The sequence below is a fragment of the Ornithinibacillus contaminans genome, from assembly GCF_001038425.2.
In the GTDB taxonomy this organism is placed as follows: Bacteria; Bacillota; Bacilli; order Bacillales; family Amphibacillaceae; genus Ornithinibacillus; species Ornithinibacillus contaminans.
This window is the reverse complement of the sequence record NZ_LDPV02000046.1, coordinates 116,623-135,127: the sequence shown is the minus strand read 5'-3', so window position 1 is coordinate 135,127 and position 18,505 is coordinate 116,623. Positions and strand designations below refer to the sequence as shown.

At 38.9% G+C, this 18,505-nt stretch carries 22 protein-coding genes; 4 read left to right on the top strand and 18 right to left on the bottom strand.

Annotation, left to right across the window (positions count from 1 at the left end; all coding sequences use genetic code 11):
* Positions 1–123: 123 nt before the first annotated feature.
* Positions 124–915, bottom strand: coding sequence for a phosphotransferase family protein (locus JF53_RS11960; protein WP_047982222.1), 792 nt, complete (start codon positions 913–915; stop codon positions 124–126).
* A 161-nt stretch (positions 916–1,076) separates the two neighbouring features.
* Here JF53_RS11960 and moaC point away from each other — a divergent pair, with 161 nt between their 5' ends.
* Positions 1,077–1,565, top strand: a complete 489-nt coding sequence (gene moaC / locus JF53_RS11955; RefSeq protein ID WP_047982223.1) for a cyclic pyranopterin monophosphate synthase MoaC — start codon at positions 1,077–1,079, stop codon at positions 1,563–1,565.
* A gap of 3 nt (positions 1,566–1,568) precedes the next feature.
* Here the strand turns inward: moaC and modB are convergent, their stop codons facing one another.
* The 14 genes from modB to JF53_RS11885 all read right to left on the bottom strand — a co-directional run bounded on the left by modB (position 1,569) and on the right by JF53_RS11885 (position 14,209).
* Positions 1,569–2,216 carry a molybdate ABC transporter permease subunit gene (gene modB, locus JF53_RS11950; RefSeq protein ID WP_047982224.1) on the bottom strand — a complete coding sequence of 216 codons (648 nt, stop codon included), beginning with the start codon at positions 2,214–2,216 and terminating at the stop codon, positions 1,569–1,571.
* Entirely contained in the window at positions 2,216–2,998 is a 783-nt protein-coding gene (modA, locus tag JF53_RS11945) for a molybdate ABC transporter substrate-binding protein (protein ID WP_157052506.1), read from the bottom strand. The genes modB and modA overlap by 1 nt, the downstream gene beginning before the upstream one ends.
* Before the next feature lie 6 nt (positions 2,999–3,004).
* Complete coding sequence (locus JF53_RS11940) at positions 3,005–3,529, bottom strand: MogA/MoaB family molybdenum cofactor biosynthesis protein (RefSeq protein ID WP_047982225.1); 525 nt, start codon at positions 3,527–3,529, stop codon at positions 3,005–3,007.
* A gap of 27 nt (positions 3,530–3,556) precedes the next feature.
* On the bottom strand, positions 3,557–4,138 hold the full coding sequence (gene mobA / locus JF53_RS11935) for a molybdenum cofactor guanylyltransferase (RefSeq protein WP_047982226.1): 582 nt from the start codon (positions 4,136–4,138) through the stop codon (positions 3,557–3,559).
* Positions 4,135–4,641, bottom strand: a complete 507-nt coding sequence (gene mobB, locus JF53_RS11930) for a molybdopterin-guanine dinucleotide biosynthesis protein B (RefSeq protein ID WP_047982227.1) — start codon at positions 4,639–4,641, stop codon at positions 4,135–4,137. The genes mobA and mobB overlap by 4 nt, the downstream gene beginning before the upstream one ends.
* A gap of 2 nt (positions 4,642–4,643) precedes the next feature.
* Positions 4,644–4,877 (bottom strand): MoaD/ThiS family protein, encoded by a 234-nt coding sequence (locus tag JF53_RS11925; protein WP_047982228.1) that lies wholly within the window; start codon positions 4,875–4,877, stop codon positions 4,644–4,646.
* Positions 4,874–5,353 carry a molybdenum cofactor biosynthesis protein MoaE gene (locus JF53_RS11920; RefSeq protein WP_047982229.1) on the bottom strand — a complete coding sequence of 160 codons (480 nt, stop codon included), beginning with the start codon at positions 5,351–5,353 and terminating at the stop codon, positions 4,874–4,876. The genes JF53_RS11925 and JF53_RS11920 overlap by 4 nt, the downstream gene beginning before the upstream one ends.
* Positions 5,346–6,656 (bottom strand): molybdopterin molybdotransferase MoeA, encoded by a 1,311-nt coding sequence (locus JF53_RS11915; protein ID WP_047982230.1) that lies wholly within the window; start codon positions 6,654–6,656, stop codon positions 5,346–5,348. Before JF53_RS11915 ends, JF53_RS11920 begins: the two co-directional genes overlap by 8 nt.
* A gap of 12 nt (positions 6,657–6,668) precedes the next feature.
* A complete protein-coding gene (locus tag JF53_RS11910; protein ID WP_047982231.1) occupies positions 6,669–7,682 on the bottom strand; it encodes a MoeB/ThiF family adenylyltransferase in 1,014 nt (337 codons plus the stop codon).
* 29 nt (positions 7,683–7,711) lie between these two features.
* Positions 7,712–8,716 (bottom strand): GTP 3',8-cyclase MoaA, encoded by a 1,005-nt coding sequence (gene moaA, locus JF53_RS11905; RefSeq protein WP_407944461.1) that lies wholly within the window; start codon positions 8,714–8,716, stop codon positions 7,712–7,714.
* Positions 8,717–8,784: 68 nt separating this feature from the next.
* Entirely contained in the window at positions 8,785–9,597 is an 813-nt protein-coding gene (gene fdhD, locus JF53_RS11900; RefSeq protein ID WP_047982233.1) for a formate dehydrogenase accessory sulfurtransferase FdhD, read from the bottom strand.
* Positions 9,598–9,609: 12 nt separating this feature from the next.
* Positions 9,610–11,961, bottom strand: a complete 2,352-nt coding sequence (locus JF53_RS11895) for an FdhF/YdeP family oxidoreductase (RefSeq protein ID WP_047982234.1) — start codon at positions 11,959–11,961, stop codon at positions 9,610–9,612.
* 80 nt (positions 11,962–12,041) lie between these two features.
* Positions 12,042–13,328 carry an L-lactate MFS transporter gene (locus JF53_RS11890; protein WP_047982235.1) on the bottom strand — a complete coding sequence of 429 codons (1,287 nt, stop codon included), beginning with the start codon at positions 13,326–13,328 and terminating at the stop codon, positions 12,042–12,044.
* 347 nt (positions 13,329–13,675) lie between these two features.
* Positions 13,676–14,209: a helix-turn-helix domain-containing protein gene (locus JF53_RS11885; protein ID WP_269083302.1), complete on the bottom strand. Its 534-nt coding sequence runs from the start codon at positions 14,207–14,209 to the stop codon at positions 13,676–13,678.
* 400 nt (positions 14,210–14,609) lie between these two features.
* On the opposite strand from JF53_RS11885, the gene JF53_RS17500 reads away from it, so the two are divergent.
* Together JF53_RS17500 and JF53_RS11880 are read left to right on the top strand one after the other, a co-directional pair.
* On the top strand, positions 14,610–14,762 hold the full coding sequence (locus JF53_RS17500; RefSeq protein WP_157052505.1) for a hypothetical protein: 153 nt from the start codon (positions 14,610–14,612) through the stop codon (positions 14,760–14,762).
* Positions 14,749–15,102 carry a hypothetical protein gene (locus tag JF53_RS11880; protein ID WP_047982237.1) on the top strand — a complete coding sequence of 118 codons (354 nt, stop codon included), beginning with the start codon at positions 14,749–14,751 and terminating at the stop codon, positions 15,100–15,102. Before JF53_RS17500 ends, JF53_RS11880 begins: the two co-directional genes overlap by 14 nt.
* Positions 15,103–15,180: 78 nt before the next feature.
* Here the strand turns inward: JF53_RS11880 and JF53_RS11875 are convergent, their stop codons facing one another.
* Positions 15,181–16,086 carry a hydroxymethylglutaryl-CoA lyase gene (locus JF53_RS11875; protein WP_047982238.1) on the bottom strand — a complete coding sequence of 302 codons (906 nt, stop codon included), beginning with the start codon at positions 16,084–16,086 and terminating at the stop codon, positions 15,181–15,183.
* Positions 16,087–16,435: 349 nt separating this feature from the next.
* Between JF53_RS11875 and JF53_RS11870 the strand changes: the two genes are divergently transcribed.
* Entirely contained in the window at positions 16,436–16,711 is a 276-nt protein-coding gene (locus JF53_RS11870; protein WP_047982239.1) for a DUF2619 domain-containing protein, read from the top strand.
* Between the two features lie 57 nt (positions 16,712–16,768).
* On the opposite strand, the gene arsC is transcribed toward JF53_RS11870, so the two are convergent.
* Complete coding sequence (gene arsC / locus JF53_RS11865) at positions 16,769–17,188, bottom strand: arsenate reductase (thioredoxin) (RefSeq protein WP_047982240.1); 420 nt, start codon at positions 17,186–17,188, stop codon at positions 16,769–16,771.
* A 15-nt stretch (positions 17,189–17,203) separates the two neighbouring features.
* Positions 17,204–18,493: an arsenic transporter gene (locus tag JF53_RS11860; RefSeq protein ID WP_047982547.1), complete on the bottom strand. Its 1,290-nt coding sequence runs from the start codon at positions 18,491–18,493 to the stop codon at positions 17,204–17,206.
* Positions 18,494–18,505 lie beyond the last annotated feature (12 nt).

Here is an 18,505-nt window from a genome sequence, read left to right as displayed (position 1 = left end):
TATAATATGACAGGCAATTTTACCTACGTTCATCATACCAGATAAGATAAGTGCCTAACTATTATTACGTCAATAGCATATAAAAGTTTCACTAATCGTCGTTATTCTTAAAGTAGATTTTAACTAGAAAAACTCATACAATCCCTCTGCAAAGTACCAATACTCTTCATCACTTACAAGCTGCTCCCCATATCCTTTAAAGAAAACTGCTTTATCTGTATCCTTTTCAAATGCATTAGGTTTTGGACGTATTGCAAGTGACACATCATATCTAGGGTCACCAAACGCTCCCCCACTCCAATCAATTATCGTTGTAACTTTTCCATTGTGAACCATTACATTATCAATTGTAAAATCGCCATGGATTAAAGTCTGCTTTTGTTCCTTAGGGCGTTTTCGTTGAAGCTCATGAAGCAATTCTTCCGACCCATCGACATTATAATGACGCAAATTATTTTCCGCATCCTCAAGCATGACATTCAACCAAGACTGTTCCGTTATTAATTCATCTGGACAAGGAGTATTGTGAAGCTTCCGTAATATTTTTCCAAACTGATAGAGTAGGTCTAGTCTTTCTGCTTCGTTTGTACTAGCAGTTAAAGCTTTTCTCAATGTCATTCCTTCTATATATTCCATCAAAACCCAACAATCTTGATTTTCCTCAGAGTATACCAATTTAAAAATCTCAGGTGCAGCTATGGAAGTTTTCATTAAAATCGTTAATATCATTGCTTCCTTCTTTAACCAGTTAGCAAATTGTTCACCCGTCGCATGCTTCACTATATAGCTTGCATGCTTACTTTCTAAAATGGCAACTCTTGATGTGCACCCTTGACTTGGATAGGTAATTTGTTGAACTGGACCAATATAATCCAGTAGCTCTTTTGGAATTTCCTCTTTATGTATAGATGGCAACTTTAATCCCCCCTGTTCTTATTCTGATTGCTATATGTAATCACACATTTAACTGATTTTCTAATGAATATAGTCATACCATTTTATGGTACACTATTATTAACTATTTGAAAATTTTGTACTCAAAAATCCGAGTATAATACAGACTAGGAGGCGAGATAATGCTAACACATTTCAATGAAGATGGACGCGCAAAAATGGTAGATATTTCCGATAAACAGACTAGTGTAAGGACGGCTGTTGCTCGTACAAGTGTCGAGATGAGTGAACAAGTATATAATGCAATCCGCCAGCAAAAAATTAAAAAAGGTGATGTACTATCGGTGGCTCAGGTAGCGGGAATTATGGCAGCAAAGCAAACATCCTCCCTTATTCCAATGTGCCACCCAATTCCCATTAGTGGCGTGAATATAACGTTTGAATGGGAAACGGAAGTAGATAAAACCGTAAAATTAATCATTCAGACCGAAGTAAAAACTATTGGCAGCACTGGGGTAGAAATGGAAGCTTTAACAGCCGCTTCTATCACAGCCTTAACGATTTATGATATGTGTAAGGCTGTTGATAAAAGCATGACGATTGGTGCAACATTTTTAGTAGAAAAAAGTGGCGGAAAAAGTGGCGATTACAAACGTAATCCTAATGCGTAATCTTTATTTACGATTAATACTAAAAAGCAACATAAACGAAAAAGCAATACTAATTAGAACATAGTACCAGGCAATCTGGGTTTGACCAGATTCAATGCTTAAATAAATTGCTGTAGGAATGGTTTGCGTCTGGCCAGGAATATTTCCCGCAAACATCAATGTGGCACCAAATTCCCCAAATGCTCGTGTAAAACTTAAAATAACGCCGGCGATGATAGCTTTTGACGAAACTGGAATTATAATCCGCCATAGGACTCTCATATCTCCTGCACCGTCAACCTTTGCCGCACCAATTATATTGGAATCAACCGATTGAAAGCCTGTTTTAATCGATTGGTACATAAGTGGCAAAGCTACGACAATGGCAGCAATAACCGCTGCTGTAACTGTAAAAATAATACTTTCTCCTGTTACCATTTGAATAGCTTGTCCAATCACACTATTACTACCAAAAACTATAATTAATATAAATCCAATTACCGATGGTGGTAATACAAGCGGAAGAAACAAAATTGTCTCTATCAGTGCTTTCCCTTTTACCTTTTTACGAACCATCCAATACGAAATAAAGACACCAATAAAAAATGTAATGACTGTAGCAACTACCGATACATATATCGATAATTTTACAGGCAACCAGGAAAATTCCATTAGTCATTCACCAACTTTTCTTTTGCAACAACGATAAATCCATATTTTTCAAAGAGATCTAGATTCGAATCCGTTAATAAAAAATTATAAAATTGATTAATAGCTTGTTGTTCTTGTTGATTGATTCGATTATGTCTCTCTATTTTCATCAAAATATATTCAATTGGTCGATGGTACTGTGGATCAATCTCTACTGCTATTTTGACATCGTCTGTTTTCAAAACATCACTTGCATAGACAATCCCTGCTTGAACGCTCCCCTCAGCAACAAGCGTCAACACATGGCGTGCATCCTTTGCATAAACGGTACGACCTGCAAATTCTTCCCATATCCCCATGTTCTCCAATGCTTCTTTCGCATAGGTTCCAGCTGGGACAGCTCCCGGAGTACCTATGGCGAGTTTTCCATTCGATAACGTCAGCTCTTCAATGGTACTATTCGTACTATCCTTTGGCGTAACCACTACTAATGTATTAGCAAGAAATGCATCTCCATCTAATGCTTTCTTCGATTCTAATAAGTTCGTATACTCTTTCTTCGACGCAGAAATAAATAAATCAATCGGTGCCCCCTGATCGATTTGCCTTCTTAAACTGCCAGAACCACCAAAATTATAATAAATATGGATATCTGGATTGGTTTTCTCAAATTTCTCTTTCACTTCCCATAGACTGTCCATCATACTAGACGCTGCTGAAATGGTAATATTCACTTCACCTGTTTTACCATTACAACCAGCAAGCATTAGAATTATCCATACCAACACTAGTCTCTTTCGCAAGGTATCTCACCCATTTCCCTTACGGAGGTCCTTCGTTACTTCGCTTACTGCATGTCCTAACTCTGGAAGGATTAACTTTTCCATCGCAAGCTGAACAGCCTTTTTGGAACCAGGAGTGGCAAAAACAACGCGCTCGTTAATGATCCCAGCAATTGCTCGCGACAACATACTTGCAGGTCCGATATCAAACTGATAACTGAGCATACGAAAGAGCTCACCAAAGCCTGAAATTTCTTTTGTGAATAATGGCTGAATTGCTTCGATTGTTATATCCCGTTTCGCTATTCCGGTGCCACCATTTATGATAACTGCTTCAATTTCTTGATTCGTAGTAAATGCAGTTACAGCTGTCTGAATATCACTTTGAATATCAGGCACAATCGTATATTCCCTTATTTCATGATCCGCTCCCTGAAGCATTTCCATCATGAGCTGTCCACTCTTATCAGTCTCTATTGTTCTCGTATCACTCACCGTTATCACACCACATGAAACAGACCTAGCGGAATTCTTTCGATGCTCTACAAGCATGTCATCCCCTCCTTGATTGTACCGTTTCTAGTTAATATACCGCTTGTAATCTTCAATCTGATTAATATTAATAAACGGTCTGTCACTATCTATTTCTACATACGTTACTTGGCATTTCTCAAATAGTTGTTTCATAGAAAGCTCTTTTACCTCTAGTTGTCTTTTAATTTTTTCTTTAATGGAATTACGAAAAACAGAAATCAATGGCTGCATCTTTCCGTTTACCATCGGAACTATTGCATCTGTGTCTTGATTGGTATATTGTATCAATTTTTCAAACACCCATGACTCAATAAACGGAACATCAATTGGTGCAATCAAATACCAATCTGCCACTTCTTTATCCATCCCAGAATAAATACCCGCTAGCGGACCCATTCCTGCTATTTCTGGAAGATCAGAAATAAGTTCGATATTCAAATCGACTCCCTTAAATCTTGAGATGAGTTCAGATCTTGCTACTATAATAATGGAATCCACACTACCGCTCATTGCATGAATCGAATAGTGAAAAAATGGTGTTCCATCTTTTTCTACGAATGCTTTAGGGGAACCAAATCTCCTTGACTGTCCACCGGCTAGTATGATTCCAGCAATCGATTCCTTCATGCTTGTTCCCACTCTCCATATTGGTGATACAACCAACGACAAATTTTTTTCTGATTAGTACGATCAAAAATAGGAATCTCTACTTCTCGTATCGATACAGAGGCCTGCTTCACAATGCCAATAATATTCGTCAGATCGTTTAACAGGTGGACATCCTCTGCTGTTTTTACCAGGACTATCTTTGGATAATCTAACCGTTTAAATCCCTCAAGTAGTAACAGTTCGACACCAAGATACTGATACATCACTAGCATATCCGCTAGCTTCCATTCATTCGTTTGTGTTAATTGAAATACCTGATCTCCTTTAACACCTGCAATTACTGCCCCAGCTTGTCGGTGACGTTCACTATCCGTAGCTTCAAATCCTTGAGGTGTACCACCATGACCATGATTTTTTAACGAGCCTACTTTTATTCCCTTACCTGTAAAATAGCTTATAATCGACTCAGAAATGGTAGTCTTCCCACTATTTTTATAGCCAACCACCTGTAAAATCTGCATTGTTAACCACCACTTACTGGAGGGATTAATGCAACGGTATCACCTGCAAAAATGTTATCCGTAGGTAAAGCATATTCCTCATTTATAGCGGTCATCACATGATCAAGCTGACTCAGTTTGTAGGATGATTCCAAAAGTGCTTTTAACTCCGATACTTTTAAATCATCCGCTTCTACAATAATTTTTTCTTTCCCTGCTTGTTCTTGAAGTTGGGCAAATAGTAGTACTGTAATCATCGTTCTTCCCCTTTCACCAGTCCATACGGCTCCCCTATTGGATAGGCATTTTTTTCTACTTGGTCACCAATCCATGTTTCACCGTTCTCCCAATGTTCTTTTTTCCAAATCGGCACCAGCTGTTTAATCCGCTCAATTGCATACTCATTTGCTTTATAAGCTGCTTTACGATGTGGCGAAGATACAGCAATGACTACGGCTATATCTGATATTTCTAATCGACCTATCCGGTGTGTAATCGCGACCTGTGTATTCTCCCACTTCTCATTTATTTCCTTTCCGATTTTCGTTAGCATTTTTACCGCCATCGGTTTATATGCTTGATACTCTAGGTAGATCGTCCGTTTCCCATTTGTCCATTCCCGAACGGTTCCAAGAAATGTAGTTACTGCTCCAGCTTCCCTGCGCATAACTTTTTCAATGACTTGATTTACCTGTATTGGCTCGTTGACAATCTCAAAGTAATCATTATTCATGCCGAATTCTCCTTTTGGGATTAACAGTTGGCTGGATAAAGTTATCAAAGCTCATACCTTCTTGATCCTCTAGTAATAGTACTTCAACATCCATCCCTTGTTCATATCCTCGTGTTCCACCAAGTAATCGGATTAAAATATCTGCGTCTGCTAAGGAAGATACTACATTTGACTTATCTAACCCAACTGGGTTGGCTACTAATCTACCCTTTTCGTATGACAAATGCCCCCGGACAAAACGATCAAATGGATTTGCCTTTTTGAAATCTGCACCTAAAACGGCAATCTCTCTCTTTACACACGGGTAGTTACTATGTAAGTACGATCGGATAATTGGCCTCGTAAACAGTTCAAAACCAACATAACAAGCAGATGGATTACCAGAAAGCCCAAATAATAATTGACCATTAATTTCTGCAACGGTCGTAACACTTCCTGGACGCATAGCAATTTTATTAAACAAGACGTTTGCACCTAACGTTTCATAAATGGCAGGTAAAAAATCATAGTCACCAACAGATACACCACCAGTTGTGATTAAGATATCTACCTTATCAAGTGCCGCCAGAACTTGGCTATAGCACGTAGCCAAATCATCACTAAACTGTCCTAAATAAACGGGCTCCCCACCAGCACGCTTGATTTGCGCCATAATCATATATGCATTACTATTACGTATTTTTCCCGGTTCAAGGGCTTGACCCACCTCTAACAGTTCACTACCGGTTGCTATGACTCCTATTCTCGGCTTCCTGCTTACAGGGACTTCTTTGTACCCAAAGGTTGCAAGTAAAGCAACAATCCCTGGATTAATAAATGTTCCCTTCGACGCCAATACGGTCCCCTTCTTCGTGTCTTCTCCAGTAAACGAAATATTCTCGCCAGACTTCATCCGTCGTTTCAGCTGAAACATTGGCGCTCCCTCAACCACCAGTTCATGGGCCAATTCCAGCATCACAACAGCATCACAATCGTCAGGTACTTGTGCCCCGGTCATAATCCGAACAGCTTGTTTTTCCCCAACAGGTTCAGTAAAAACACTTCCTGCCCCAATTTCACCAATTACCTCAAATGTTATCGGATTATTTCTTGTAGCCTCTTCGGTATCCTTCGAGCGAACTGCAAATCCATCATATGGGGAACGGTCAAAAAAAGGCACATCATGGTCGGCAATTAAATTTCCCCCAAGAAAATGCCCATAGGAATCTTCAATTGCTACCAATTGAACACTTCCCGTTCGCTTAAAGTCCATGACACGCTTTAATGCATCTACTACTTGAATTGGTCTTCTTCTTTCTACCATATCTTCTGCCTCCTATCCCACTAGCTGATAATATACTGCTTTTGCCTTTTCAGCAGAATCGGTACCATGAATGAGTACACGACCATCTCGAAAAATAACAACTCGATAAGGCTGGTAATCTAGCGAAAGTAAGAATTCATTTTGTTTCACCGTTCCGATAGTTCGAAGACGTTCAGCCAATTCTACTAGATGTACCATTCTATTTGATCTAATTTGGACGGTATTTCTCCCACAAAGCACCTCTAATTTAGTTTGAGCCTCGTATGATAGATTCGGATAACTAGGATTTGCACCACAAGTCGGACAAGTATCCTTTTTTGCTCGCTTCATATCAATTGTTTGATACTGATTATGCCACAGATCAAAGGTAACGAGTTTCGTTCTTACCGCATCAACAGCCTCCACCAAAATCTTAAGCGCCTCTGCTTGCTGATGGGCAACAACCATTTGAACCGCTGGGGCAATAATTCCTACTGCGTCACACGTTGCACCAGATACAGGTGTTGCCTCCAAAATACATTGTAGGCAAGGTGTTTCGCCAGGTAAGATTGTATAACTCATCCCCGTACTTCCGACACAAGATCCAAAAATCCAGGGCACTTCATATTGATGAATTAGATCATTGGTAATGAATCGTATGTCAAAATTATCTGTTGCATCTAGGACAAGATCAGCTTCCTTTACTAAAGAAGCTAGATTTCTACTATTTCCGTCCATGACATAGGCGCTTATAGAAACAGACGAATTAATTTGCTGTAATCTCTCTTTAGCAGCAATTGCCTTTGGTAGTTGCTCCAAGTAATCTTGTTCCGTGAAAAGCTGCTGTCTTTGTAGATTGCTCGCTTCTACATAGTCTCGGTCCACTATGGTTAATTTACCAATACCAGCTCGAACTAAGCTCTCCGCATTAGCTGTTCCTAGCGCACCACAGCCTATCAAAAGAACATGTTTGTTTTTAATCTTTTCTTGACCATTTATTCCAATTGGCTGATATAGGCTTTGACGAGAATAACGATCATCACTCATTGTTTTTTCCTCACTATCCCTTTAAGTCTTTATCCTCCGATATAGGACATTTCGATCTTTTCCTTTTCCTTAGCGGATTCTTCTGTTCGTTCATCCGAATATCGATCGACACGTTGATTCCAGATTGAAGCAATTTGCTTTTCCAATTCCGCATCCGTAACGCCAGAACGGAGAAGCTCCTTGAAATCAAATCCTCCACTAGCAAAAAGACAGGTATATAGTTTTCCATCTGCAGCGATTCGTGCTCTTGTACACGTTGAACAAAACGATTCTGATACTGAGGTAATAAAGCCAACTTCCGTATTTGTTCCTTTGTAACGATAGCGTTTGGCGACCTCCCCAATATAGGCGGACTCAACTGCTTCTAGTTCAAAATGCTTGGATATTTCATCAAATAATTGCTTTTTCGTTATGACCTTTTGAAAGTTCCAGCCATTTGTTGTGCCCACATCCATAAATTCGATATAGCGAAGTGTTATTCCTTTGTCCTTAAAATATGTCGCCATCGGAAGTACTTCCTGTTCATTCATCCCTTTTTTTACAACCATATTTACTTTCACTTGTAAACCGACCTGTACTGCTTTTTCGATCCCCTTTAATACGCGTTCTGTACTAATTCCGCTATCATTAATCGATTGAAACAAGCTATTATCTAACGCATCCAGGCTGACATTAATGCGCTTAAGACCAGCAGTCTTTAAATCTGGTGCCATTTTTTCCAAAAGAGTAGCATTTGTGGTTAGTCCAATATCTTCTAACCCGTCAATTACCGATAGTCGCTGAATTAAATCCGGTAAGTCTCGTCGTAATAAAGGCTCACCACCGGTTAGGCGGATTTTTTTCACCCCAAGCTTAACAAAGGCTTTTGCAAGTCTTTCAATCTCTTCAAAGGTGAGTAAATGACTTTTCGGTAGAAATGGATAGTCCTTTCCAAAAATCTCTTTTGGCATACAATAGGTACAACGAAAATTACACCGATCCGTTACTGAAATTCTCAAATCCTGAAGTGGCCGACCAAATTTATCAGTAATCACCTGTATGCCTCCTTTTTATTTTGATAATGGGAGCTATACAACTATACAACAGCTCCCATCATTTCCAGTTAGGTTGTACTAGACTCGAAGTTTGCTTCTAGTATTCGTTGTGGATGTGTATACACATTCATCTTATTACCTCTCGCAAATCCGATAGTCGTGATACCTAAATCATGTGCTAGTTTAAGAGCCAAATCAGTCGGAGCAGATTTAGATAGTAAAATACCGACACCAATTTTAGCTATTTTCAATAACACTTCTGAAGAAATTCTTCCGCTAAATACGATTAATTTATCAGCTAACGGAATTTGTTCCTTTAAAATATTGCCAAACACTTTATCAAGCGCATTATGTCTACCAATATCCGTTCGAACGTCGAGCAACCCTTCCGTAGTTGCAAGTGCAGCATTGTGAACGCCACCAGTTCTTCTAAATTGATCCGAGCTCTCTTGAAGCTCCTTCATTAAGTGATAGCATTGTTCAACTGTAATGGTTAAGTTGCTCCGAACTGTTTTAGCGGTTTTCACATCGCTTTTAAAATAAAACTGTCTACTTTTTCCACAGCACGATCCGATGAATCGTTTGGAATGATCCTGTTGTGTAAGGTCTATTGCTTTCGTAAGCTCAACATATGCAAACCCTAACCTTGAATCAATCGAGAGATTTTTTATCTCTTTATATACTCGTATAATCCCCTCTGAGGCAAGAAATCCTATAATTAACTCTTCCAGATCAACTGGTGAACAGACCATTGTTGCAAATTCTTCGCCATTAATCATAATCGTAATCGGAAACTCTTCTGCGATTTCCTCTTCCACTATTAATGAATTAGCTCCTGTAAAACGAATAATTTCCCAGCCATTATTTTTTTGTTCATTCATGCGCGTCACCTTCTACTGTGGTTCCATTTCAAGCTCTTCAATACGTTTCTCAACATATTTTGTATCTTTATGGGCAAAATAGGTTTCTGCTTTTTCCACAATTACTGCTGTATTGTACTCTGGAATTCCGGCGAAGCTTTCGTACACACCCTTGGGAATAAGTGAATTTCCTTCTGGCCAATGGACCTCAATATTGCCCGCTAGAACCGGTACAAACTTCGCACGTCCAGTGAAGCTTCCATGCTGATTAAAGACAACGACGGCATCGCCTTCTTGAATACCCAGTTCTTTCCCATCTTCTGCATTCATTAATACATCATAACGATCGGCAGCATTAAACGGATCCTGTTCGTTATAAATCATCGAATTGAACTGCTTTCCACGTCTTGTTGTCACATAGAAATGTCCTTCTGGTTTGCGAAGCTCTGGTAATTCGACTGTTATTAAATTCCCTTTTCCATCTGGTGTTGGGCATACCCCATCCTCACAAAGCCATGCCCCGCCCCATTGAAATAATTCACCCTTCTTTTTCAAATGCTGGATACCATTATAATTCGGGGCTGTTTTTGCAATTTCTTCTCGAATCTCATACGCATCGTTAAAATCGATTAATGCTTGCTTTTCTGGGTGTACACGTTTTGCAAGGTCAACATAAATTTCCCATTCTGGTCGTGCCTCTTCAATTCGCGGCCCCTTTATTTCTGGTGAAAAATAAACCATTCTCTCGGTAGATGTTGAGGTACCTCCACCAGGCTGCTCATATCTAGTCATAGCTGGCAGCACAATGACCGCTTCCTTCGCGTCTAATAAGGTGGATGTATTTAGGATAATATCCTGATGAACACGAATATCGATATTTTCTAAGCTCCCTTTTACAAAGTCTGGATCTGGCATCGTTTCTAGGAAATTACCCCCAGACATATAGTAGAGTTTTAGTTTTCGTTCATGTTCTTCTGGTAATAAGGCATTTTCCAGTGTCACACCTACAATATCCCCTTGCCATTCCGGAATATCAAATCCCCAAATTGCTTCCACACGTTTACGATTCTTCTCATCCATTCCCCCACCAGGTAATGAAAATGGATCTGCACCCATTTCAGAGGAACCTTGAACACCAGAATGTCCACGAATCGGCATTAATCCACAGTGCTCTCTACCAAGAAACCCTTGCAATAATGCAAGATTGGCCACTTGTGATATATTATCCGTTCCAAAGCGATGCTGTGTCAGTCCCATTGACCATACAAATACAGCAGAGTTAGATTTTGCTAATAATAGCGCTAATTCCAGCATTCGTTCTTTTGAAATACCCGATGATTGCTCTAATTGCTCCCAGGTGAATGAAGTAGCCTTCTCCTTTAATGCCTCTAAGCCATTGACATGCTCTTTGATAAATTCATGATCCAGTGCAGATCCTGGCTCCTGTTCTTCCATTTCAAACCAATGCTTGATAATTCCATGCATAAAGGCAATATCGCCACCGATATTAACTTGATAGAAATCATCCGCAATCTTTGTTCCAAATAATGCAGACTCTGGTATAGATGGTACCCAGTAGCTATCCATCGCTGGCTCATGGTATGGATTGATTACAATAATCTTGGTACCTTTCCGTTTTGCTGCATACATATACTTTGTTGAGACTGGCTGATTATTAGCTGCGACAGAACCCCAGAATACGAGCACATCTGTCCCAATCCAATCCTTATAATTACAAGTAGACGCACCAACACCTACCGAACGGCTTAATGCGGTCTTTGATGGAGAATGGCAAATACGGGAAGCATTATCTACATTGTTTACCCCTAGGAACCGCGCAACTTTTCCTAATGTGTAGTAAGTTTCATTTGTAATGCCTCGTGAGGTTGTATAAAAGGCAGTTTGCTTCGGCTCTGTGGATTTTATTTTTGCTGCGATTGTATTAAGGGCATCGTCCCACGTAATACGTGTAAATCGACGGTCACCAGGTTTTCGCATCATTGGATATGGAATTCTTCCTAGTTTTCTAAGCTCGGTACTATTCATTTTTCGTAACTCATCTATATCTCTATGCAGGATTTCCTCGTCAATGGCACTCATTGTATTTAGCCGTAATACGTTTAATCGAGTTGTACAAACATGTGGACCTTTTAAAGTTTGATCTTGTAGACCGGCAACTCCAAGTGCGCAACCATCACAAACTCCTTGTGTCAATATTCGAGTGGCATATGGTAGATTATCCTTGTTTTCCCACACCACTTTCATTGTATCTCGGATATGATGTGGCTTTACTTTCCCTAATCCAAATGGAACCTTACTCACCCATAATGCTGGATCTGGTTTCTTCGATATTTTAATAGGACCAGTATGCTTTGTGTTTCCCAACACATATCCCTCCCTAAAAAGTAATATGCTATGAAGGGTCTAGCTCAACCGTAGTGAGTAGACCCTATTTATCTAATTACTTATTCAGCTTCCTGTGTTGCTGCAGTAGCATGTTGCACTGCTACTTTGTCCTGTTGCCCTCGTAAGCGTTTAATATCAACTCGGATCCAAAGGGAGATTCCAAGTGCAATTACAAACATGACAGTGAATATGGTCATCGTTAAGGTATAGCTATTCGTATTGTCATAAATCAGTGATAGTAGAATTGGACCGACAACCCCCGCCATCGCCCATGCCGTTAATATATAGCCATGGATGGCTCCTAGCTGTTTTGTTCCAAATAAATCGCCGATATACGCCGGGATAGAAGCAAATCCTCCGCCATAACATGTAAGGATAGCGAACAATAATATCTGGAATAAAATCGCGTTAGATGTAAATGGAAGTAACCCAAAAGCGATTACTTGGATGACAAAGAATGCAGTGTAGACATTAGGGCGACCAATAAAATCACTTAACGAAGCCCAACCGATTCTTCCTCCACCATTGAATAAACCTAAAAGACCTACCATTGCCGCTGCAGCGACTGCTGTCATTCCTGTAATTTCCTGTGCCATTGGGGAAGCAACAGCTAGTATCGCGATACCACAGGTTACATTAATAAATAACATAAACCATAGCATCCAGAATCTTCTTGTTTTAACCGCTTCATTTGCAGTAAGCTGTGACAAGTCAGGTTTGATTTTCGTCTTGCCGGATTCTTGTTTTTCAATAAATCCTTTTGGCGCCCAGCCTTCTGGAGGTGGTGCCAAATATTGGGCAGAGGCCGTCATCACGACAAAATAAATGGTTCCAAGAATGAAGAATGTATTAGCTATTCCTACCGAAGTAATTAATGCTTCAATTGCTGGGCCACTAATCATCGCAGCAAAACCAAATCCCATAATAGCAAGTCCAGTTGCTAAACCACGACGATCTGGGAACCATTTCACTAAGGTAGAGACTGGCGCTATGTATCCTATCCCTAAACCGATACCACCAATGATTCCGTAAAATAGGTATAACAAAAATAATGATTCCATCACGGTTGCGAGTCCTGATCCAGCTACCCCTACTCCAAAAAACAGTGCAGCGAGCATTCCTGATTTTCTAGGACCTCCCTTTTCCACAAATCGTCCCATAAATGCAGCCGAAAATCCTAAGAAGAAAATGGCAATACTAAATGCCGTCGACACTTGTGTCTGTGTCCATCCATATCGTTCAATCATTGGATTTGTAAATACGCTCCATGCATATGCTGAACCAATGGATAGGTGAATACCTACTGCTGAAGCAGCTATTAACCACCTATTTTTTACCTTCTCCATAACTAAATCCTCCTTTAAAGATATATTCAAGTCCTCCAGTTTTATTTGAAAAACTAGTCAGACTAATAAAAGAAAAAAACAAACTATAAATCTCTAAGAAAGAAGACATGTAGTGTAGTTGTATGGACTTCTAAAAATAACAAATTACTATATCAAGTTTACGAATGTATCCAATAAAGTAGACTAGTAGTTTATTATCAATATTCAATTCCTTATTTTCCCTAAATTCTGTCTTTTATCGTAACATGGAATCGGTTACATTTCAAACTATAAAACTTACAACTCCGTATCAAAAATTAAAAGCCCTGCACATGATTGTACAAAGCTTTAGGCATTATGTATTCGAATTACAGTGGGCTATCAATAAAAAACGTCAAGACTTGAGCTCCCTTGTTGTCAACAGGGATAAACAAATGAGGCTTAGATCCTTGGAAGCATGCACTATCACCTTTTTCAAGCAAATACTTTTTTCCATCGTAAGCTAAATAGATAGAGCCTTCTAATATATAGATAAACTCATCTTGTGAATGTGTGTAGGATTCCTCACGCATATTTAAGTTTTTTGGAGTGACATGAACAATAGTTGGTTCTATACCAGTTAAGCTAGAGCGATTGGCGAGCAGTTCATAGGAGTAGCCCATGTTTTCATCGCCTATTTTTGCTGTTCTTCTTTCTTTTGGCAATAGTACGAGATCCTGCTCAACTCGTTCCTCTAACAGCCATGCTAGCGGAACCTCAAGCGTTTCACTAATCTTGGAAAGAGTAGCAATCGCTGAAGCAGATTGTCCATTTTCTATTTTCGATAGCATACTTTTAGAAATCCCTGAAGCATCTGCGACCTGCTGCTGTGTTAACTTTTTTCGCAGGCGAATTTCTTTAATCTTTGTTCCGATGTTTTCCAGATTAATTGTTGTTCTCTCCCCTCATGTTGAGGTCATTTGTATCTTTTATAATAGATGAGACGGTAGAAAACCGTCAAGATGAGAGATTCTCTTCTTAGTTGAACATCAGACATTAACTTTCTGGTTTATTTAAATAATATTTCGAAAACAGCATTAATATCTGGGATATTTTGGTATAATGTATTAAATGTCTACTGAGTAGCCCAGCCAGCACCAGTTATTGAAGAAGGTGGACATGTTATGTTTAAATCACATCAAGTTCCTCTCTTTAGCTGGATATAGATTTTATTCATTCGCATCATTTTATAACTAATAAAACGAGTGTAATTATAATACAGAAGTCTCAAGCAATTCAGTCCATCGATGAAAGGGTGTTTCTTTGCGAAAGTTATTAATTTTAATTGGTTGTTCTGTTGGTATTCTATTTTTACTCGCTGCTTGCGAAAACAGAGAAGAATCCGAGATACAGCTTGGAAAGAAATTTATTAATGAGCTATACAATGTTAATGAGGAAAGTATTGCTCCTAAATGAACTGAGCGTTGGACAACTCAATGTCTTCCAAGATAAATTTTCGACTTATTTCACAGAAAAGGAATTTGAAAACCTAGCAAACAAAAGATTCTTCTTAGTACCACTAGAGGCTGCAAGCAAACAAAACAGTAAAATTTCTGTAGAAAATATCGTATTCAAAAAAGGCAATGATGATCAAGACTTTGAGCTCTCCTTCACCTTGATATTTACGGATGAAAATGGAAACCAAACAGAAGAGATGAAAATCAAGGGGCAGATGTCAGTTGTAAATACGGAAAATGGGTTAAAAATTGACCGATACTATGACGGAGAGACACTAATGAGCTTGATATATAAATAAGCTATTAATAAGAAAAATAGCGGGTAATACCATCTGTCGATGACTTTACCCACTAATCTCAGTTTGTCTTTACAATTACTATGCTGTTCCTTCTACATATGCTAATGATCTACTTGGTAGTTTTTTTCCGAGCTTATTTTGAATAAAAATAGATGCATCTTGAATTTTCTTGTCTTGGATACCAGTTTTTATTCCCAAGCCATGTAAGAGATATAGAACATCGTTGGTTGCTACATTTCCAGCAGCTCCAGGTGCATAAGGGCAACCACCTAAACCACCAATCGACGTATCAAACCGTGTGATTCCATAATTTAGTGAAGTCATAATATTGGCAATCGCCATTCCTCTCGTATCATGAAAATGCATGATGATTTTTTCTTTTGGGAAGCGGGTAATAATAGCATCCAACAGCATTTCAACTTGAGATGGTACAGCGGATCCGATCGTATCCCCAAGTGAAATATCATCTACGCCATAGGCAATTAATTGATTCAAAACACGCATGACCTGATCTGGTGCAATCCGACCTTCATAAGGACAATCAAATACAGTGGAAACATATCCCGTTACCCTTTTGCCCTCTTGCTTTGCCGCTTCAATTACTTCCTTTAATACTGGATATGTTCCAGAAATTGATTTATTAATATTCTTCAGATTATGTGTTTCACTTGCAGACATGAAAACCGATGCACCATCAATTCCTGCCTCCAGTGCATTCTCTAACCCCTTCATATTAGGAACGAGTGCCGAGTAACGCACTGCTGGATTCCGTGTGATTCGTTTGCCTACTTCTTTTGCGTCTTTAAGCGCTGGTATCCATTTTGGATTTACAAAGGATGAATACTCGATTTCTTGCACGCCAGAATTAGAGAGCATATCAATCCATGCAACCTTGTCATCGGTCGAAATAAAAGCCTTCTCATTTTGTAATCCGTCACGTGGTCCAACTTCTTTCAACTGTACAAACCCTGGCCAGTTTCCCATCTTCTTACCTCCTTCACGTTACTTTCTTTACTAGAAAACATGAACGAAAATATATTCTTGAATCCGAGACATGAAGCATAAAGTCTTGTGCACGATCAATCCATAATAAATTTAATAAGAACCGGTCGAAGTAAAGCTCCATTAAAGTGTATTCAATCTTGTATCATTATATTCAACTTTGTTGAATTAAGTGTATCGAAGGGACTAATATCTGTCAAACTATTTTTAATTTTATTGTATGTTAGCAAGACAGATGCGAAACGGCAAACCACACGGACTAATTTTTCCGTCCTAATTGGACAAGTCACGCATATAATAGGTGGGAAATGGGTTTCGGAGGAGATAAGAAATGTTTTCAATCTTAGAAAAGGCAATTTTTGGTATGGCATTATTCCGACTTATCTCAGGCTGTATTGAGCTATTCGCTGCCTATTTAATGGTTAGAGTTAACGATATTGAAAAAGCATTAATCATTAATTCCACACTTGCCTTTATCGGACCAATCATATTAATTATCACCACGACAATAGGAGTCATTGGCATAGCGGACAAACTATCCATCGGTAAATTAATTTGGATTATCCTCGGAGTATCATTTATTTTATATGGCGTTAGGAGTGACTAAAAAAACACCTATCAAATTAACATACAATTTGATAGGTGTTTTTTCGTTAGTATTTAACTATTCTCCAGTTTCAGCAAATCGTTTTATACGCTCGCCAATCTCATCACGAACACGCTGGAATACTTGCCATTTCGTTTCATCTGTTCCCTCTGCTTTTGCTGGGTCATCAAATCCCCAATGCTCCCGCTTCACATGAGGAGGTGTTACTGGACATTTGTCTTTTGCATCTCCACATAGTGTGATTGCCATTTCAGCATTAATTAACACGTTTGAATCAATAATATCTGAGGTTTGATTAGAAATATCAATTCCTACTTCTTTCATCGCTTTTACTGCATTTGGATTTAAACCGTGTGCTTCAATACCAGCACTCTTTACTTCCCATTCGTCTCCTAGATAATGTTTTGCCCAACCTTCTGCTATCTGACTACGGCATGAATTACCTGTACATAAAAAATAAATTGTCTTTTTAGTCATGTGTATGCTCCTTTTCTAAAACAGTATTAATGATAGGTATAACCCAAGTAATGTTACAAATAAGATTGGAATCGTTAGTATGATTCCAGTTTTAAAATAAGTACCCCATGAGATTTTCACACCTTTTTGTGATAACACATGAAGCCATAGTAATGTAGCTAAAGAACCAATTGGCGTAATCTTCGGCCCTAAATCTGATCCAATAACATTAGCATATACAAGTGCTTCCTTTACTACACCTGACGTATTCGTCTCGGAAATGGCAATGGCATCAATCATAACTGTCGGCATATTATTCATAATCGAGGACAGGATTGCCGCAAGAAATCCCATGACAATAGTTGCAACAAATAATCCCTGTTCAGCAGCATATTGAATGAAGCTAGCTAACAAGTCGGTTAACCCCGCATTTCGCAGCCCAAACACAACTACATACATACCAATCGAGAAAAATACGATATTCCACGGTGCACCTTTTATTACTGCTCTTGTATTAACAGCTTTGCTCTGCCTTGCCATGATAACAAAGAATATCGCAATAATCCCTGCAACAATAGACACAGGAACGTTAATAAACTCACTCACAAAATAGCCAATCACAAGAATTCCCAATACATACCAAGAAATGTGGAACATTTTTTTATCAAGAATTGCATCCTTTGGTAGTTTCAATTGGGAGAGCTCATATTTTCTCGGAATACTCTTCCGGAAATAAAACAGCAAGACTCCAATAGTTGCAACAATGGAAAATAGATTCGGTATGATCATACGTAATGCATAATCCACAAAACCGATATTAAAAAAGTCAGCAGATACGATATTTACTAGGTTACTGACAACAAGCGGTAGTGAGGTTGTATCTGCAATAAAACCACTCGCCATAATAAATGGAAAGACCATTTTTTCTTGGAAATTTAAGTTTCGAACCATGGCAAGAACAATTGGGGTTAAAATTAAAGCAGCTCCATCATTCGCAAAAAATGCGGCAACAACTGCCCCCAAGATACTAACATAAACGAACATTTTTATTCCATTTCCTTTTGCGGCGCTTGCCATATGTAGGGCAGCCCATTCAAAGAAACCAATTTCATCTAGAATAAGGGAGATCAGTATAATTGCTATAAAAGCAAATGTAGCATTCCAAACAATACCTGTAACCTCAACAACATCATCTAATGAGACTACCCCAACAAGTAAAGCAATGATTGCTCCACCAACTGCTGACCATCCAATCGATAACCCTTTTGGTTGCCAAATTACGAGGATTAACGTAGCTAAGAAGATTATGGACGCTAGTATAACCATCACTGTTGACAA

What these genes read in the sequence shown, in the direction of transcription:
- fdhD (WP_047982233.1), bottom strand. Translation starts at nt 9,597, where the DNA reads ATGAATGAACAAAAAAATAATGGCTGGGAAATTATTCGTTTTACAGGA.
- modB (WP_047982224.1), bottom strand. Translation starts at nt 2,216, where the DNA reads ATGGAATTTTCCTGGTTGCCTGTAAAATTATCGATATATGTATCGGTA.
- JF53_RS11875 (WP_047982238.1), bottom strand. Translation starts at nt 16,086, where the DNA reads ATGGGAAACTGGCCAGGGTTTGTACAGTTGAAAGAAGTTGGACCACGT.
- JF53_RS11940 (WP_047982225.1), bottom strand. Translation starts at nt 3,529, where the DNA reads ATGCTTGTAGAGCATCGAAAGAATTCCGCTAGGTCTGTTTCATGTGGT.
- moaC (WP_047982223.1), top strand. Translation starts at nt 1,077, where the DNA reads ATGCTAACACATTTCAATGAAGATGGACGCGCAAAAATGGTAGATATT.
- JF53_RS11920 (WP_047982229.1), bottom strand. Translation starts at nt 5,353, where the DNA reads ATGAATAATGATTACTTTGAGATTGTCAACGAGCCAATACAGGTAAAT.
- mobB (WP_047982227.1), bottom strand. Translation starts at nt 4,641, where the DNA reads ATGCAGATTTTACAGGTGGTTGGCTATAAAAATAGTGGGAAGACTACC.
- mobA (WP_047982226.1), bottom strand. Translation starts at nt 4,138, where the DNA reads ATGAAGGAATCGATTGCTGGAATCATACTAGCCGGTGGACAGTCAAGG.
- JF53_RS11910 (WP_047982231.1), bottom strand. Translation starts at nt 7,682, where the DNA reads ATGAGTGATGATCGTTATTCTCGTCAAAGCCTATATCAGCCAATTGGA.
- JF53_RS11860 (WP_047982547.1), bottom strand. Translation starts at nt 18,493, where the DNA reads ATGGTTATACTAGCGTCCATAATCTTCTTAGCTACGTTAATCCTCGTA.
- JF53_RS11870 (WP_047982239.1), top strand. Translation starts at nt 16,436, where the DNA reads ATGTTTTCAATCTTAGAAAAGGCAATTTTTGGTATGGCATTATTCCGA.
- JF53_RS11890 (WP_047982235.1), bottom strand. Translation starts at nt 13,328, where the DNA reads ATGGAGAAGGTAAAAAATAGGTGGTTAATAGCTGCTTCAGCAGTAGGT.
- JF53_RS11925 (WP_047982228.1), bottom strand. Translation starts at nt 4,877, where the DNA reads ATGATTACAGTACTACTATTTGCCCAACTTCAAGAACAAGCAGGGAAA.
- arsC (WP_047982240.1), bottom strand. Translation starts at nt 17,188, where the DNA reads ATGACTAAAAAGACAATTTATTTTTTATGTACAGGTAATTCATGCCGT.
- JF53_RS11915 (WP_047982230.1), bottom strand. Translation starts at nt 6,656, where the DNA reads ATGGTAGAAAGAAGAAGACCAATTCAAGTAGTAGATGCATTAAAGCGT.